The following is a 16,892-nucleotide window of genomic DNA, read 5'->3' as shown; positions in this document are numbered from 1 at the left end:
TTGATACTTGATCAGAAGCAGGTGAGCCGCCATATTCCGGCCCGGCCAATTCAGCGGCCCATCCCATGCATGAGGCCGGTTCGGCCGAATGGACGACCAATTTTTTTTATTTGCTAAGTGTGCGCCTCGGGGAGGAATCTCCGAGGGAGCTCCCAGTTCTTGGAGATGTTTATGAAGGATTCGCGCATTCCCGAACCAGTCTTGACGGCTATGTCCCAGGGAACCCACATCGTCCGCGCTTATCGCGAGCACCTTGGATATTCGATCGACGACCTGGCGGTCGCGTGCGGGCTGGCCGCTGAGGAAATCCAAAACATCGAGCGAGGTCTGAGGTACAGCAAGGGCTATCGGGATCGGATAGCGAAATCGCTTTCCATACCTGTGGGAATTCTTGAGTCGGAGTTGGACATTTCGGACGCCGCCTGAACAGATCGGATGATCTGCAATGGGTGGACTAGCTGTTGTGATGTGAAGCTTGCGGCTGATGTCGACGCTTGATTCGATTGATGCGATGCCTTCTGGCGCAGCTCACCGAACAACAAAGCGATATAGCCGCCCGGAGTGCTACGAAACGTGCACGACGGCATCGGCTCGCGACGAAGGACTAACGGCGAACTCTTCCTAGTTCGGCAAGGCGATGCTGGCTTGAGCATCAACTCGGCCCACGAGAGTGGCTACTCCTAGGCTGAATCGTCCACCATGGCGAAGTCGCGCCGCTCTGAAAGTAACATGGCGGGCATCCTGACGTTTCCGGGTTGACTATGGGCGTTCGAACCAGGAAAAGGGGCCGCTCTTCGTGAGTGGCGTGCGCCGGCAGTCTGACCCCCAAGCCCCCCGCCCAGGCTGCCGGCGCGCTTCTAGAAAGATCGAAGTAGCCACTCGCTTGCGCTCTGCCCGCTGACACCTTGTGGTTCCTCCTGCGGGTCCAGCGGACCACCTTGGGTGTCGCCAGTTCTGGTGGTCACGCGCCTCCATTTGCGATCTCGTGTCAGTGAGTGCACCGCAAGCACCCTCTCTGCCAGCCTGAAAAATTCATGGGGGTTGGTGGATGTGGCGCAAGCCCGTTGAAATGACGTAGGATTTGGTTGCTTAAGCCGATCCGAAATTTCCCGGAGACCACACGNGCGCAAGCCCGTTGAAATGACGTAGGATTTGGTTGCTTAAGCCGATCCGAAATTTCCCGGAGACCACACGCACCATGAACGATCTTGCGCTGCCGCTGAGCGGTTTGTCATCAGTCGGCGACTAGTCCGTCGTCGCCCGTTTCGACGGCGGCATGCTGTCGTCCAACAGCGGCGTTCTGGCCTTTGCCGAGGTGGAAAAGCGGTTGCGGGTGGCCGAGCGTCTGGCGCGTTGCATCGACGATCCGTGCTGCCCGGACCAGGTCGTCCACAGCCTGGCGGACATGATCGACTTTCGCATGAAGGTGATCGCCGCCGGCTACGAGGACGGCAACGACGCCAACCGGCTGCGCCGCGATCCGGTCTTCAAGATGGCCCAGGATGCGCTGCCGTCGGGTCGGGATCTGGCGTCGCAATCGACGCTGTGCCGGCTGGAGAACCTACCCGGGGTGCGGGAGCTGGTCGCGATGGGGCGGGCGATGGTCGATCTCTATTGCGCCTCGTTCCGGCAAGTGCCGAAGCGGATCGTACTCGACATTGACGACACCTTCGACGCTGTGCACGGAGGCCAACAGCTTCGTGTTCAATGCCCACCATGACGAGTACGGCTTCCAGCCGATCGTCGTGTTCGATGGTGCGGGACGGTTCGTCAGCGNTGTTCAATGCCCACCATGACGAGTACGGCTTCCAGCCGATCGTCGTGTTCGATGGTGCGGGACGGTTCGTCAGCGCGATCCTGCGACCGGCCAAGCGGCCGAGTGGGGCTGAGATCCGCCCCCACCTGCGCCGTCTGGTGCGGGCGATCCAGATCAACTGGCCGAACATTCGAATCCTGCTCCGCGGCGATAGCCCTTATTGCAACCCGCAGGTCATCGACTGGTGCCGCGCCAACGACGTCGACTTCATCTTTGGCCTCGCGCCCACCCCGACCCTGCGCAAGCATGTCGCGGATCTGGAGGCCAGCACGACCGCGCGCTTCGAAGCGTCGGCCAAGACAGGCAAGGTCCGCAGGTTCAAGAAGTTCGTTGACGGAGCCCGCGGCGCGGCCGGGCCGGCAGCACTCAGGCGACTATAACGGGCGCAGAGCCGACCCTGCGGCTTCCAGACATTGTCGTGTACAGCTTCAGACCCTCAAGCCGAGCCCGCATGGCTTCGCTTACCTTTTGCGGGGCGGCGGTACGTCCAAGCCGGTTCAACAGTTAAGAATTTCGCAAAGACGATACCCCCCGGATCCTCGAGCTTCCGCTGCCACTTCCCGCATTTCGCCGAGGCGGTCAATGACCCGCCCTTCACAAGGTTATCCGGCAAGCATCTGGGTGCGAGAGATAATGTTGCCGGAAGCATCTTTCATGGCTTCTACACCTGCCTGAACGCCAGAACCGCGTTCGTGCCGCCAAAGGCGAAGGAGTTGCTCAGTGCCACGCGCACCTTGCGCTCGCGTGCCACATTGGGCGTGACGTCGAGATCGCAATCGGGGTCCAGCTCACGATAATTGGCAGTCGGCGGCACGACGCTCTCGCGGATAGCCATCACGCAGGCGATCAACTCGAGCGCGCCGGACGCGCCGAGGCAATGCGCGTGCATGGACTTGGTAGAAGAAATGGACATTGAGAAGGCGTGCTGACCGAAGACGCGCTTGATCGCCGCCGTCTCGATCTGGTCGTTGGCCTTGGTGCCGGTGCCGTGCGCGTTGAGATAGTCGACATCCTCGGCGTCCAGCCTGGCATCGGCAAGGCAGGCCCGCATTGCTGCCTCCGGCCCCTCGACAGTCGGCGCGACGATGCCGGACGCATCGGCGGAAAGGCCGACACCGGCAATTTCGGCAAGGATGGTGGCGCCCCGAGCCAGGGCATGCTCGTAGCTTTCCAGCACCGCCATGCCGGCGCCTTCACCAAGCGACAGGCCCTGGCGATCGGCCGAGAATGGCCGGCAAGTATCGGGCGAAAGCACGCGGATCGCTTCCCATGCCTTCAGCACACCCCATATGAGCGGCGCTTCGCTGCCGCCGGCAAGCATCACGTCGGCCCGGCCGAGCCTGATCTGGTCCACCGCGCAGGCAATCGCATGGTTTGCCGAGGAACAGGCGGACGTGACGCCGAAGACCGGCCCGCGCAGGCCGAGACTCATGCTGACCTGGCCGGCAGCGGCACCCGGCATCGCCTTGGGTACAGTCAAGAGAGCGGCACGCTTACCGCCCAGAAGGATGGCGCGGTAGGTTTGCTCGATCGCATCCCACCCGCAGCCGCCAACGCCCACCGTCGCACCGAAGCGATAGCTATTTCCCTCTTTGGAGGAAAGTCCGGCCTGACGCATGGCTTCGCGCGCCGCAAGCACAGCGAGCAGGCTGAAGCGGTCCATGGAGATGAGTTGCTTGCTATCGATGTCATGCTCCGGCAGGGCCTTGATCTCGGCACCGATCCTGACCCTCAATTCATGGAACTCGGAGTTGACGATTGGGCCGATGGCGGAGCGGCCTTCTCGCATCTCTGTCCAAATGGCGGCGGCGTTGGTTCCAAGCCCGCAAATCCCGCCAATCCCAGTAATCACGACGCGCCTGTCCATTCACACCCCCGTAGGGAGCAAGCTGCGCACGGCTTCCACCATGCCCCCAACATTCTGGAGATCCGACCATGCCTCGGCCGTATTCATCTCGATCTCGATGCCGTAGGCCTGCTCCAGGTCCCAGAGAACGTCCGCCAATCCCAGTGAATCGATACCGAGCGAAGTCAGTCCCGTGGCAGCCGTTATTTCGCCGCCCGTGGCAGGCGCTATGCCGCCCTCCGACGCGGCGCGCTTCTTGATCATTGCGATTATTTCGTTGGCGAGTTGATCTGCCATCTTGTTCCTTTCCAGCTTGCGTTTTCGGCGTCGTTCAAAACCCGAGTCGCGTCGCGTTGCCAAAATTGCCCCTCATAGAGCCTGTGCGCCGACCAAGCCCAATGCCCATAGGAACCGGACGAGTTCCGGCTTCTGCGGCGTCAGCCCGATGACGAAGAAAAGTCGCCGGCCTCCCGCTTTTGCGCCAGCACATCAAGAATCTGCGTGTAAATGGATAGGAACCGTCGTCAAACGTCAGCTAAACGCTGCGACGGTGGGTGCTGTCAGCGTATTCACTCGGCACCTCATATGTAATCGAGATGTTTCATAGCTCCGGACCAGTTGCGATCAACTATTGTACCGGTCGCCATTCGTCGGAGAGTTCGACATGATTTGGAGCGCTGCCTCTATTCCCAGTACAATCTCCACCGCACGCGACAGATTTCCTCTTTCGAGCTCTTCTCAAGGGACTCGCCACGCGATAGAGAGGCAGTGATCGGCGCACGTGAGGTCCTGCCAGGTCCATGCGACATTCCGGAGAATTGGTAAAATCGTTTGTTTCAATCAAATTCATCCACGCTATGGATAGCTAAGACATGCGTTTCAAAGGGCTCGATCTGAATCTTCTCGTCGTTCTCGACGCGCTGCTTAGCGAGCGCGGCCTCACGGCGGCGGCACGCAGCATCAACCTAACCAAATTCATGGGGGTTGGTGGATGTGGCGCAAGCCCGTTGAAATGACGTAGGATTTGGTTGCTTAAGCCGATCCGAAATTTCCCGGAGACCACACCTACCATGAACGATCTTGCGCTGCCGCTGAGCGGTTTTTAGTCGGCGGCAAGTCCGTCGTCGCCCGTTTCGACGGCGGCATGCTGTCGTCCACAGCGGCGTTCTGGCCTAGGCCGAGGTGGAAAAGCGGTTGCGGGTGGCCGAGCGTCTGGCGCGTTGCATCGACGATCCGCGCTGCCCGGACCAGGTCGGATTCAGCCTGGCGGAGGTAAACGCATATCGAACGATTATNGCCGAGGTGGAAAAGCGGTTGCGGGTGGCCGAGCGTCTGGCGCGTTGCATCGACGATCCGCGCTGCCCGGACCAGGTCGTCCACAGCCTGGCGGACATGATCGGCTTTCGCATGAAGATGATCGGCGCCGCTACGAGGACGGCAACGACGCCAACCGGCTGCGCCGCGATCCGGTCTTCAAGATGGCCCAGGATGCGCTGCCGTCGGGTCGGGATCTGGCGTCGCAATCGACGCTGTGNGCGATCCGGTCTTCAAGATGGCCCAGGATGCGCTGCCGTCGGGTCGGGATCTGGCGTCGCAATCGACGCTGTGCCGGCTGGAGAACCTGCCTGGCGTGCGGGAACTGGTCGCGATGGGGCGGGCGATGGTCGATCTCTATTGCGCCTCGTTCCGGCAGGTGCCGAAGCGGGTCGTACTCGACATTGACGACACCTTCGACGCTGTGCACGGAGGCCAACAGCTTCGCCTGTTCAATGCCCACCATGACGAGTACGGCTTCCAGCCGATCGTCGTGTTCGATGGTGCGGGACGGTTCGTCAGCGCGATCCTGCGACCGGCCAAGCGGCNCCTTATTGCAACCCGCAGGTCATCGACTGGTGCCGCGCCAACGACGTCGACTTCATCTTTGGCCTCGCGCCCACCACGACCCTGCGCAAGCATGTCGCGGAACTGGAGGCCAGCACGACGGCGCGCTTCGAAGCGTCGGCCAAGACAGGCAAGGTCCGCAGGTTCAAGGAGTTCGTTGACGGCGCCGCTAGTTGGAGCCGCGTCGAGCGCATCATCGCGCGGATCGAGGTCGGCGCCCAAGGTGCCGATACCCGCTTCGTCGTCACCAACCTTGCCGGTGGGAAGGCCAAGGCGCTCTACGAGGATGTCTACTGCCGGCGCGGCGCGGCCGAGAACCACATCAAGTCGTGGAAGACGCATCTTGCCGCCGACCGCACATCCTGCACCAGAGCGACGGCCAACCAGTTCCGGCTATTCCTACATGCCGGTGCTTACTGGTTGATGTGGGGCTTGCGGGCCGCGATGCCGAGGCGCTCGAGCTTTGCCGTCGCCCAATTCGACACGCTGCGATTGCGCCTCATCAAAATCGCTGCGCGGGTGGTCGAGATGAAATCGCAAATCCGTCTGCACCTGCCGACATCGTGCCCCGACCAGCGCATCCTGCGCATCGTCCTCGATCGCATCCCGCGACTCGCGACATGAACGATGGGGCGCAGACGCCCCGAAACGAACCCGTCGACCGCAACCTGCAAACCCCCGCCTGCCATCACGACGGAGCAATCCCGGCGCCTGACAAGGCGCGTGGAAAAGCACCGCAACGGCGACCACAGCGTCGCTTCAGGCCGTCAAAAGCTTATCGCCGTGCATCAAGGCGGCTAGAAAAGTTCGAACGCTATCCGCTCACATTTGGACCCACGACCAGCCTGCGGATAAGCACGGCAACATCGCCAGGCTTCGCGTGTGGCTTACGCGTCGCAGGGCTTTCGAGAGGGTGTTTCCTCATCTGCTCGGCAAGGTTGGAGCGGGAGACGCCGATTGTGTCAGCGACGGTCTTCACAGCGAACCGTCCTTGTCGAGCGAGGCGAGCCGCAACGCCGGCTTTTGGCCGCCAGCACGCAATGGCGTGCCGTCGCCGAGCCGTTCAGCTCCGGCAGTTCCAGGGCATGAGGGCGTCGATGTCGGACTCTATGGATTCATTCGCACCGCCCGTGAATCCCGGCCCTGCACCAATATGCGGAAGATCCGCTGATTCTCGCTGGCAACGCTTTCGTCGATGCCACTCCGCGAAAAGTTCGTGCGTGTTTTTTATTGTCGCGTAGGAGGCAGGCCTGCCACACTGGCGGTTGGCTTCCATGGCGGATCTGCGCCGGCAGCTTTCGACATTCATCTCGAACACTGTTGTGTGATGAACAAGTCTGTCCACCGCCGCGAGGAGCAGGGCGGGGTCGAGAAAGAGCCTGTTCCATTCTCCATGGGCTGATTGGCGGTGATCGCCGCTCATAGCTTCTGGACGAGATCGGTGGTTCGGATGAACAACACACGCCAGCCGTTCTCAGAGGGCGAGCCCAGTAGCTGCAACGAGATGCTTCAGGTCGCGCGCCATCGTATTGGTTGCCCGGCGCTTTCCCAGGAATGGCGGACAGGATGTGTCCGCGGGAGAAGCTGATTAACGCGCCATTCAACCACGTTGGGCGTTGTCCGATGTCGGACGATGTCGGATACGCAACGTAGCACAGGCAGATTTATTAGATTGTTTCGAAATGCTTTTCTCCTTTGGCACGGGAGATGCATGGTCATCGGCAACAAACGCGTCACGGACTGAGGAGAAATCATCCCATGATCACGCTCACCGAAAATACTGCCGCCGGGGATCTCCCGGTTGCAGACCATCCAAAGATGACGCTCGAAAGGCCTGGCAGCATGAAGACGGTTGCTTGCGTCCTCCGCTCGGGCGGCGAGTTCGAGCCGCGCCATGTTGTCCGTCTGTTCAACCAGGTGACCGAGCACTTGCAAGGCGCCCAGTTCCGTTGCTTCTCCGACGTCGACGTGCAGGGCTTCGAGGTAATACCGCTTCAGCACGGGTGGCCGGGCTTTTGGGCGAAGATGGAGCTATTCCGCCCGGAGCTGCCCGACGACTGGCTGTACTTCGATCTGGACACTTCAATTGTCGGCAGTCTCGCAGACATGGCGGCGGTCGAGGGTCCGGTGATCCTGCGCGACTGTTACCGGCCGGGGGGCCTTGCAGCCGGCATCATGGCGATCCCGCAATCGATTAAGGCGGCGGTGTGGGAGGCGTTCATAGCCGCACCCGCGGACCACATGCAGCGGTTCGCTGACGATCAGGAGTTTCTTGAGAGCTGCCTGGGAGTCGATTGGCGCCTGTGGCAAGACATCTGCCCCGGTCAACTGTGTTCGTACAAGATGGACGTTCAGCGCCTCGGCTGCGTTCCGGCCGGCACCCGCGTGGTGTTTTTCCACGGCAAGCCCCGGCCATGGGAGATTGGTTGGTGAAACATTTGAGCGACGCGGCGACGCGATCATCCGGCGCCTGCCGCCCGAGGCAAAGTCGGCGCTATCGGAATATCTCCTCCGGCGGCGTAGCGACATCATGCTTTATATGGTCGATAGCTGACGGCCGACGGATCAGTAGCCAGAGCGCTATCGCGTGCCGGAGACCTCAAACGACGCGTTTGCCGCTAGTAAATAGTCAGCCGTGAACAGTAAGGAGGTCGGGCCGCGAGCCGTTTGTGGCGGCTTGGAGGGCAGCGATAAGCAGCCGCAAAAGCTGTTTGAACTAGCTAAGCACGAGCGAGAAGTTCTAGCCTGAAGTGACCAAGTTGGCGTTGAAGCAACAGGCCAAGGAGGGGTCATCCCGAAAGGCCACGGCAACCATTTGGTATGGGCGTTACGTCTGGGTCGGCAGACCGAGATGTTGCCCTTCTGATAACTTGATGCACCAATTTCGACCGAGATTAAGCATCTAGAGATCGTAGGGAGAAGCGATTGCGATTAAAGCAGGATATGCATCCAGCCGACCGCATTGAATGCGACTACTGCGTTGTTGGGGCAGGGTCAGCCGGCAGCGTTGTTGCTGACCGATTATCTGAGGATGGCCGCTTCAGAGTCTTGGTTCTTGAAGCGGGGCCAGTTGACAGGGCCCCCTTGATTCATGTGCCAGCCGGGTTTCTCAAGCTTCAAAACGACAGAAGGATCAATTGGAGATTCCGTAGTGAACCGTCTTCGGAGCTCAATGGTCGGAGCCTCGATCTACCTCAGGGAAAGGTTTTGGGCGGTAGCAGTTCGATAAACGGAACGCTGTTCGTTCGCGGGAATCCGGAGGAGTATAATCGCTGGGCTCAGCTTGGATGCACCGGTTGGAGCTACGGTGAGCTATTGCCCCACTTCCGATCGATAGAGCACTACGATGGTGGCAATTCTGCGGACCGGGGAAGTGACGGTCCTCTGCCAGTGATGGCTTTGGCAGTCCGGCATCCCCTGTCTTCGGCGTTCATCGAGAGTGCTAAGTCTCTCGGCTTTCCCGTGCTCGCGGACATCAATGGCCCGCGAAATGTCGGTGTCGGATGGTTTCAACAGAATCGCCAAGGTCGCTTTAGAGCAAGCACTGCCCGTACATTTCTGAGGCGAGCGAGAGCACGTTCAAACTTTCAACTGATGACAAATGCGCTGTGCACGCGCGTACTCTTTGAAGATCGTCGCGCGACAGGGGTTGAATTCCTACGAGCTGGCCAGCTATTCCAGGTGAAGGCAAGGCGGGAGGTTATCCTCGCCGCAGGGGCTCTCAAGTCGCCGCAAATATTACAGTTGTCTGGCGTTGGGCGTTCCGACCTTCTGTCGAGTCACGGCATTCCGTTGGTGCATCATGCGGCTGGTGTTGGCGAAAACTTGAAGGATCACTTCCTTGTTAGAGTCGCGCACCGAGTTCAAGGCTGCGTAACCCTCAATGAGCGGGCACGGGGGTGGCGACTCTTGCGCGAGTCGTTGGCCTATGCCTTGCTTGGAGGAGGTCTCATGTCCTTAGGGGCGAGCAACGCAGTTCTCTTCGCTCGAAGCCGGGACGGTGTGGTCGCTGCCGACCTCCAATTGAGCTTCACTCCAGGCAGTTACGCTGGCTTAGGCAAACTTGAGCCGGCCCCGGGCATGACAGTCGGCTTATGGCAGTCATTTCCTGAAAGCAGTGGACGCGTGAGTATCGTTTCAGTTGACCCGAATGTCCCTCCTGCAATATCGCTCGGCTATCTCTCGGCACATTTGGACAGTGAGGTCCTCCTCGCGGGCATAAGATTAGCACGCGAACTGTTCGAGAGGCCTGAACTCGCTCGATTTAGCGTTTGCGAGATCCTGCCGGGCCCTCTCAAAACAAGCGACGCGGAGCTTCTAAATTATGCACGAGAATATGGCGCGTCTGCTCTTCACTTCTCAAGCACCTGTCGAATGGGGGTTGATGAAAGGGCTGTTGTCGATCCCAAACTCCAGGTTCACGGAGTGAGGGCGCTGCGAGTTGTCGATGCCTCGGTCATGCCAATAGCATCGTCTGTCAATACGCATGCGGTAACAACGGCAATTGCTGAGAAAGCGTCGTCGATTATTCGTTCCTCGGTTACCTAGCCAATCTTCAGGTCGTGTCCCGTCGCGTAGATGATATGGGGCGAGCGGCGAAGGGGGTGGCACCGTTGTGCGTTGTCGAACCAACCAAAAGGACGCCCACCAAAGTAAGCATGCGCCAAGCCTTTCAATTACCAATAAGTTCTGCTCCGGGTACCCCTCCGGTGACGTCGTCACCGGAGGGGTACGACCGCTGCCGGCGTTGGCCTTGACCTTCCGCCACTCGATCGATGGCCCCTTCGTTTCAGCTCCGCCACCAATGCCGGCACCTATCCCTGCTCCCTGCCCGACGCCAGCAGTCCTGCGAAACGGACATTCTCGCGCTGGGGCGATGATCTCCTGCGAACCTATCTCTACGAGGCGGCCAGCGTCCTCATGCACCGGACGGGGAAATGGTCAACGCCGAAGGCGTGGGGCATGCGTCTGTCGAAGTGGATCGTCATGAAGAAGGCCAAGGCAGCAGTCGCCTGCAAAATCGCATTCGTCTACATTACATCTGGGCCGACGGCACCAGCTTCTAGTGGGGCAGTGAAAAGATGGCCAGTCGATTTCCCTTTTCGACCAGTTCTCGGAGCGCAATCATGCGGACCAGGTGATGTCCTGCCGGGACGGTGGTTGCGGCGAACTCGTTGATTCGGCTGACGTTATGTAAACGTCGTTGCACACGTTGAGGCACCCGACCCGAACATCAGCATGAGGCGCTCGACCTCGGAACGGACCATGACCCCAGCGATGGCAGAACGGAACGGGACTGACAGCCACCCGCAATTGAAGGGTCGATTCACACCAAAACTTTAGGGCCCTGGTTTGAAAACATGCATACACTTGAAATCATTCTCGCGAATGTGAAGGTCCATTGAATTCTCTGCTACTTATCGAATGAATCATGGTGGGTCTTGTGTCTCCCGAATAGCCGCGAGACAATCGGCATTAATCGCAGAGTTACGATCTTTCACGAACTCTTATCACTGTCGTCACATTGAATACGGTAATCTCCACCCCACCATCATAGTAGTGGAACGCTAAAAATTCCGTGTTCAAGGTTGGCAAGATTGTCTGGAGGTTCTCGTGATCGGATCACCACTCGAAGGAGTGAGAGTACTCAGCCTCGCGGAACAGTATCCTGGTCCGTATGCTACCCTGCTACTTGCAGATCTAGGCGCAGAGGTCACTCTTATCGAAAGGCCCAACGGAGGTGATCCGGCTCGAAAGCTCAAAAGCCTTTTTTCCTCGTTGAGCCGCAACAAGCGAAGTGTTGTCCTTGATCTCAAGTCAGCGGCCGGTCGGGAATCCTTATCCGAGTTGAGCAAAACTGCGGACGTTCTCATCGAAGGCTATAGGCCCGATGTAATGAAAAAGCTCGGATTGAGTTACCCAGAACTCAGTCCAATAAATCGCCGCCTGATATATCTCTCATTGACTGGCTTCGGTCAAAATGGCCCTTACCGCAGGCGCCCGGTTCACGACCTCTCCTGCCAAGGCTTGGCCGGGGTTCTATTTCAGCAGCATCGAACCGGATACCTGGAGAAACCGTTTCAATTGCCCGTTGCCGATCTCGCCTCGGGTACCCTAGCGGCATTCGGTGTGGTTTCGGCTCTGCTGGCGCGGGAGCGAACCGGACACGGCTGCTACATCGATCTGGCTATGACCGATAGCCTGGTATCATGGATGACTCCGTATCTCTATGCGAGTTTGAACGGCAGACCAATGGCAGAGGTATACGAGGAAGAACCGGGCTATGGGACGTTCTCTTGCGCAGACAATAAGGTGATTACGCTGAGCATAGCGCATGAAGATCACTACTGGCAGGCTTTGTGTCGAAGTACTGGTCTGGCGCATCTGGCCTCCGCAAGCCATCAGGACCGCGTTCAACACGCTTGTGACTATCGCGCGCAACTTTCTGCCGCGATCGCGGAGGAAACGCAAGACACGTGGGCAGATCTATTTAATATGATCGAAATTCCTTGGGGGTATGTGCTTGACCTAAATGACGTCGCAAGAGATCCGCAGCTACGCACACGAGACCTATTTGTGCGGCTCAGTCCCAAGGATGGAGGCGAATGGCACGTGAACCAACCGCTACAATTCGACTGCTACAAAACCGGAATTCGGCTCCCCTCGCCTAAGCTCGGCGAGCACACTCAAGAAATTCTGTCCCGTTGCGAATCAAGCGCGACCGCACTCTCTGGAGAGCGGTAAATGACCGCCCGAATTGATCAGTCGCAGGGTACGCATCTCACTAGCCNGCGACCGCACTCTCTGGAGAGCGGTAAATGACCGCCCGAATTGATCAGTCGCAGGGTACGCATCTCACTAGCCCTCGGAGTGCCCGCGTCTTGAGAAAATTCCCTGAGAGTTCGGCCACAGCCATTTCATTCACCCGGTCGTCTATATCGCGGGAATGATGCGCGCCGCATGCCAGTGCTTGACGCGTGCGCCGCGTTTGCCGCTGGCTGGAGACGAGCGCGAGCGGGTGGTTTCTGTGATCAAGAACACCATCGTCCCGTTGAACAGCTGCAACTCTAAACCAGCATAGAAACAGGACGAACGGAGGCACTCAAATGCTGAATACCCCTAGAGGAGCGAAAGGCAGCCCGCAGGAGGACGGTGACGTGCGTCCACTGAGCGGTATTCGCGTCTTGGCGTTCACGCACTATGCGGCGGGGCCAATCGCGGCGCAGTATGTTGGTTCTCTTGGGGCGGAAGTCATCAAGATCGAGGCTCCGGCGGGCGATTATCAGCGTAGCGGGATCAAGGAGCCGACGGCGGCTCCAGACGCACCCAGCCCCTATTTCCTGGGCATGAATCGAAACCAGCGTTCACTGTCTATTGATCTGAAAAGGCCGGACGCGCTGGCGGTTATCCGCATGATGATCTCCCAGGCGGATGTCATTCTGGAGAATTTCCGGCCCGGGGTCTTGGAGCGGATGGGGCTAGGCAGTTCCGCCCTTCTCGCCGAGCACCCCGGAATGATCTATTGCTCGATTGCGGCTTATGATCCGGCCGGCCCAAGCAGAAACAAGCCGGGACAGGATTTGATTATTCAAGCCCTGTCGGGCATCGCCAGCCTGGGTGGGGCAGCCGATGGTCCGCCCGTTGCTGCGGGTGCCTACATCGTTGACACCTATACGGCATCGCAGGCGGTCATCGGCATTCAGGCGGCCTTGCGCCAGCGCGACCAGACCGGGCTTGGTCAATGGGTGCGCGTGGATATGATGTCGTGCGCGCTTCACTTGCTGGCCTCGGAATCCAGCTATGCACTGAACGCGCGAGAACAGGCCTATCGCGGCCGGAATGGAATCAGCCACAGTCACCAGCCTGCGCCTTACGGTCTCTATTCGACCTTAGACGGCGCAATTGCTTTGGTGGCTCACCCCGCATCCCTTCCCGATATTGCCGCAGCGTTGGGCCTCAGCGACCGGATCATACCGCTGCTGGATGGGAAAGGCGCTTGGACAAACCGGGACCAGATCGCCGCTATCCTGTCAGACCAGCTGCGTCAGCTGACCAGCAATGATGCGCTTACGCGCCTTGCACCCACGGGTATCCTGCTGGCCCCGGTACGCAGCATCGATCAGGCGCTGGCCGATCCCGATGTGGCCAGCGAACTAGTCCGCGAGGTCGAACACAGCTACGGCGGCCGATATCGCGTCACGCTGGAGCCGCTGAAGCTTTCAGGCTCTGCGCTCGTTTTCGATCGTCCTGCCCCCGATCTGGGCGAACATTCAGTGGAGGTTCTGCGCGAGACTGGCATCGATCAAGACCGCATCGATGCGCTGATCGCTAGCGGCGCAATTCGTGTCCCCGGCAGGCCGCAGGATCGGAAATAAGTGATTCAAACCGAGATGCAAAATAGGACATCGCGTCACTACTGATCCTGAACGACAGCGAAAGCGTCACCATTGCGCGACGCGCGATCCAGCGTACAGCTGCCGGTTCGCATCGTCGGCGTCCCACGCGCAAAAGCGCCGGGTAGCTCTTGATCGGTTCGGCCTTGGGTGGAGTAAGCGGGTGGATTCCGCGCCGGTCAATCCCACCAACGCTTTTCCATAAGCATATCCCGCATCTTTGTGACTGTGCTGATTGAGAGTTCTGTCGCCGCGACGGTTGCATCGATCCAATCCATGATAATCTGGCCCTTCATCAATCTCGCCAGGGGTCACCGCGACGCCCAGGACGACGCCACCCGGGTCATCAACGACGGCGTGTGGGTTGTAGACGGGCTACCTTGATGACGACCCGAATCGAGAGCACGTAGCCGTCGGCGTGAGGCGTACAGGCACGGTCAGCCGGTTCGCAAAGCCGGCTTCGGGCGGGCCGCCAGGAATGCGCCTCGCAATGATCGAGCCTGAAATCATCCTTGGCGCGCAAAAAACATCCTCGATGGTCCAACGCAGTCCCGCCGCGCCCGCCAATTCCTCGAGCGTGACGCCCTCGCGCATAGGCTAAATGGCATCCGAGGTCGTCAGGATTGCTGAGGTGGCGACGGAACTAGAGCCAGCGTTCGAACCGTTCTGCTTCGTCCGGTTCAGGGGCTAAGGGGCAATCGCACACGATGGTAAAGCCGCTGGCCGTTGGCGGTTTCCTTGCCCGGAACTTGTTGAGATCGACCCAGCCTATTGGCGGCGGGGAGAGGTTCACGAGAACATAGCTGAGCTGGATCGCCAGATCACCGCTGGCACCGCTCGAACGAATTATGCCGGCAACTGGAGACCATTTACGGAATCGGCCCGATCATTGCGATCGCAGCGACCAACACGGACGTGTTGCTGTTCAAATCCGGCAGATAGCTTGCAGCATGGCCCGGCCTTGTCCCGCGGCAGAAGTCATCTGGCGGCAAGCAGCGTGTTGGGTGAATCAGCAAGAAAGGCGATCCTTACATCCCGTCGGCTGCTCGTCATCGGGGCGCACGCCGTCTTCGCTAGCAGCCAAAAGCGACCTCCGGCGCAATGGCGCCCGGACGGGCGCGCAGAATGTCGGCCATGGCGTGTGTCACCCGCTTTGGATCGCGCGGATCGTGGATCGCAGCGGCCAGTCTGTCGGCCAGTTGCAGGCGTCGCTCGGCCGCGGGCAAAAGCATGACGCCACCATCCGAGGTGGATGCGTCCGCCGTCAAACGCAGCTGTGATCTTCTTGCGTCCAACGGCTAGAAATGAGAGCGGCAGCAACGTATCGTCGGTCATGGCGGGTGTGAGGAGGGTCAATGCGGACGGTCGTCAAAGCGTCATTTTTGCTCCGCTGTTGCAGCGTCCAGGGTTTGAGCCCAATGCATGACGCGGCCCGCTGCCGAGCCACATCCAACTTATATACGGTCGCTGTTCAGAACAGCTGCACCAACATCCCGCTTGCGGCGAACAAGGCTCAGAAGGACGGGACCATTCTCGCGAAGCGGCATTTCAAGCCAAGCCACACCTCGGTTCGTCCACCTGGATCGTCGGGACTGGTCAGGCCCTGAAGGTGGGAATAGGCCTAACGTTCAGCAGCCGCTAGTCAGGCGGCCTTCATCATTACCCCCTCGATGACAACGCCCGCATTGATGTGTTTCCACAGCGCGACGAGCAACTTACGGGCAAGCGCAACGTTCGTCGTTTTCTTGAGCCGCTCGCCACTGCGCCTGACCCGATCTTGGAACCACAAGGTGAGCGCCGAGCGCGATTGATGGTGCAACCCCAGCCAGGCGATCTGAATCAGCGTCGCTCGTAGCCTTGGATTGCCGGATTTCGAGACCGCCTGGTCGTGATCGATTGACCCGCTCTGCCAGGGTGTCGGTGCAAGGCCCGCATAGGCGGCCAGCTTTCGTCCGTTGTCAAAATGGCGGGAAAGCCCTTCCGACCACAGGACAGGAGCAAACTCCGGCCCGATGCCTTTCAGGTTGAGCAGCATCGCCGGCGCTGGCGAGACGGCCTCAGCGGCAGCAAGCATTGCGTCGCGCTCGGCCTCGACTGCCTTGATCTGTTCGATCAGTAGCTCAAGCCGCTCGAGTTCGCGGCCAATCTGTAGCTTCAGATGGACAGGCAGAGGACGCCCGTCGCCGGTCGTCAGCTCCTCAAGACACTTGCGCCGGTCGCGGCGCAACGGCTCGTAGCTGACCACTCCCTGGTCAAACAGAAGCTCCTTGATGCGATTAACGTGGCGGGTCCGCTCGTTCGTCAAGGCCTTGCGCTCGCGCGAGAGGCGGCGGCGGTCCTCTTCCTCGGGCGTCGGGCACCCGCAGCATAGCACACACGCGCGGCTCGCCGCGCCTATAGGCGAGCAGCGCGCGCACCAGCCTCACCACCGATCTTGTCGGTCTTTGCCCGTCGCCGCCGACGCGAGGTCGCAATCGAGGCCGGATCGACGATGTGGCTTTTTCGATCCCCTTGGCCTCCAGCATGCGATGGATCCAGAAGCCGTCGAGCCCGGCTTCCTGGATAACGACAATCGAAAAAGCGTGGTCCGGTGCGCGCCTGTGCCTTCCTGTTGAACTCGGCAAGCGGTATCCAACCCGCGTATAAGAGTTTGCAAACCGTCGTCTAAAGGTCCTGTCTCCTACAAGTTCCAAAGACACGAAGATTGCGCCAAGATCGGTACGGATAGTGGTCGGCGCTTCGGGTTGGATAGCTGCAACGGGCATGCTTGCCTCCAGTGTGAGATTCTCTTAGCGACCTTACTCTGTCAGAGGTAGTGTGCTGAGAGTTCTGCAAATTCGCTGAGAGGGGGCGGTCATGGCAGGCTGGTGATGTTCAACGTCACCGATTCCCTGGAAGGAACGCCACCATGACCAAGACAGAAGGTAAATCGACCAGCGCTGCCGTCAAAGACATT

7 protein-coding genes and 9 pseudogenes are annotated in these 16,892 nt (G+C 59.6%); 10 read left to right on the top strand and 6 right to left on the bottom strand.

Going from position 1 to position 16,892, the window contains the following annotated elements; translation table 11 throughout:
- Positions 1-171: 171 nt before the first annotated feature.
- Both X756_RS138510 and X756_RS01000000166145 read left to right on the top strand, forming a co-directional pair.
- Positions 172-426, top strand: coding sequence for a helix-turn-helix transcriptional regulator (locus X756_RS138510; RefSeq protein ID WP_031197535.1), 255 nt, complete (start codon positions 172-174; stop codon positions 424-426).
- 772 nt (positions 427-1,198) lie between these two features.
- Positions 1,199-2,157 (top strand): annotated as a pseudogene (locus X756_RS01000000166145) (transposase); the annotation flags it as partial.
- Positions 2,158-2,477: 320 nt separating this feature from the next.
- On the opposite strand, the gene X756_RS138515 reads toward X756_RS01000000166145, so the two are convergent.
- Together X756_RS138515 and X756_RS138520 are read right to left on the bottom strand one after the other, a co-directional pair.
- On the bottom strand, positions 2,478-3,683 hold the full coding sequence (locus X756_RS138515) for a beta-ketoacyl-[acyl-carrier-protein] synthase family protein (RefSeq protein ID WP_023707447.1): 1,206 nt from the start codon (positions 3,681-3,683) through the stop codon (positions 2,478-2,480).
- Positions 3,684-3,959, bottom strand: a complete 276-nt coding sequence (locus tag X756_RS138520; RefSeq protein WP_023673543.1) for an acyl carrier protein — start codon at positions 3,957-3,959, stop codon at positions 3,684-3,686.
- 575 nt (positions 3,960-4,534) lie between these two features.
- Between X756_RS138520 and X756_RS1000000169050 the strand changes: the two are divergent.
- From X756_RS1000000169050 to X756_RS1000000168220, 3 pseudogenes are all read left to right on the top strand, one after another.
- Positions 4,535-4,636, top strand: a pseudogene (locus X756_RS1000000169050) (LysR family transcriptional regulator); the annotation flags it as partial.
- A 131-nt stretch (positions 4,637-4,767) separates the two neighbouring features.
- Positions 4,768-4,916 (top strand): annotated as a pseudogene (locus tag X756_RS1000000170155) (transposase); the annotation flags it as partial.
- Between the two features lie 45 nt (positions 4,917-4,961).
- Positions 4,962-6,167 (top strand): annotated as a pseudogene (locus X756_RS1000000168220) (transposase); the annotation flags it as partial.
- A gap of 483 nt (positions 6,168-6,650) precedes the next feature.
- On the opposite strand, the pseudogene X756_RS1000000168215 reads toward X756_RS1000000168220, so the two are convergent.
- Positions 6,651-7,034: pseudogene (locus tag X756_RS1000000168215) on the bottom strand (ATP-binding protein); the annotation flags it as partial.
- Between the two features lie 267 nt (positions 7,035-7,301).
- On the opposite strand from X756_RS1000000168215, the gene X756_RS138530 reads away from it, so the two are divergent.
- From X756_RS138530 to X756_RS138535, 4 genes are all read left to right on the top strand, one after another.
- The gene (locus tag X756_RS138530) at positions 7,302-7,976 is read left to right on the top strand and encodes a hypothetical protein (protein ID WP_023731590.1); all 675 of its coding nucleotides are present in this window, start codon (positions 7,302-7,304) and stop codon (positions 7,974-7,976) included.
- Between the two features lie 2,504 nt (positions 7,977-10,480).
- Positions 10,481-10,609, top strand: coding sequence for a hypothetical protein (locus tag X756_RS1000000170470; protein ID WP_280806622.1), 129 nt, complete (start codon positions 10,481-10,483; stop codon positions 10,607-10,609).
- A 547-nt stretch (positions 10,610-11,156) separates the two neighbouring features.
- Positions 11,157-12,287 carry a CoA transferase gene (locus X756_RS0135620; RefSeq protein WP_198020079.1) on the top strand — a complete coding sequence of 377 codons (1,131 nt, stop codon included), beginning with the start codon at positions 11,157-11,159 and terminating at the stop codon, positions 12,285-12,287.
- Between the two features lie 362 nt (positions 12,288-12,649).
- Positions 12,650-13,918, top strand: a complete 1,269-nt coding sequence (locus tag X756_RS138535) for a CoA transferase (protein ID WP_023731587.1) — start codon at positions 12,650-12,652, stop codon at positions 13,916-13,918.
- Between the two features lie 145 nt (positions 13,919-14,063).
- Here X756_RS138535 and X756_RS1000000170150 read toward each other — a convergent pair.
- Positions 14,064-14,296, bottom strand: a pseudogene (locus X756_RS1000000170150) (transposase); the annotation flags it as partial.
- Between the two features lie 424 nt (positions 14,297-14,720).
- On the opposite strand from X756_RS1000000170150, the pseudogene X756_RS1000000168200 reads away from it, so the two are divergent.
- Positions 14,721-15,005, top strand: a pseudogene (locus X756_RS1000000168200) (transposase); the annotation flags it as partial.
- Positions 15,006-15,033: 28 nt separating this feature from the next.
- On the opposite strand, the pseudogene X756_RS138540 reads toward X756_RS1000000168200, so the two are convergent.
- Positions 15,034-15,271, bottom strand: a pseudogene (locus X756_RS138540) (transposase); the annotation flags it as partial.
- Between the two features lie 307 nt (positions 15,272-15,578).
- Positions 15,579-16,686, bottom strand: a pseudogene (locus X756_RS01000000166140) (IS110 family transposase).
- Between the last annotated feature and the right edge of the window lie 206 nt (positions 16,687-16,892).

The organism is Mesorhizobium sp. LNJC405B00 (genome assembly GCF_000502615.1).
Taxonomy (GTDB): domain Bacteria; phylum Pseudomonadota; class Alphaproteobacteria; order Rhizobiales; family Rhizobiaceae; genus Mesorhizobium.
Note: the sequence above shows the minus strand (reverse complement) of the source record. Positions and strands in the feature narration are given on the sequence as shown.

Coding starts and splice junctions, on each gene's coding strand:
- X756_RS138530 (WP_023731590.1), top strand. CDS start 7,302: ATGATCACGCTCACCGAAAATACTGCCGCCGGGGATCTCCCGGTTGCA.
- X756_RS138520 (WP_023673543.1), bottom strand. CDS start 3,959: ATGGCAGATCAACTCGCCAACGAAATAATCGCAATGATCAAGAAGCGC.
- X756_RS138510 (WP_031197535.1), top strand. CDS start 172: ATGAAGGATTCGCGCATTCCCGAACCAGTCTTGACGGCTATGTCCCAG.
- X756_RS1000000170470 (WP_280806622.1), top strand. CDS start 10,481: ATGGTCAACGCCGAAGGCGTGGGGCATGCGTCTGTCGAAGTGGATCGT.
- X756_RS138535 (WP_023731587.1), top strand. CDS start 12,650: ATGCTGAATACCCCTAGAGGAGCGAAAGGCAGCCCGCAGGAGGACGGT.
- X756_RS138515 (WP_023707447.1), bottom strand. CDS start 3,683: ATGGACAGGCGCGTCGTGATTACTGGGATTGGCGGGATTTGCGGGCTT.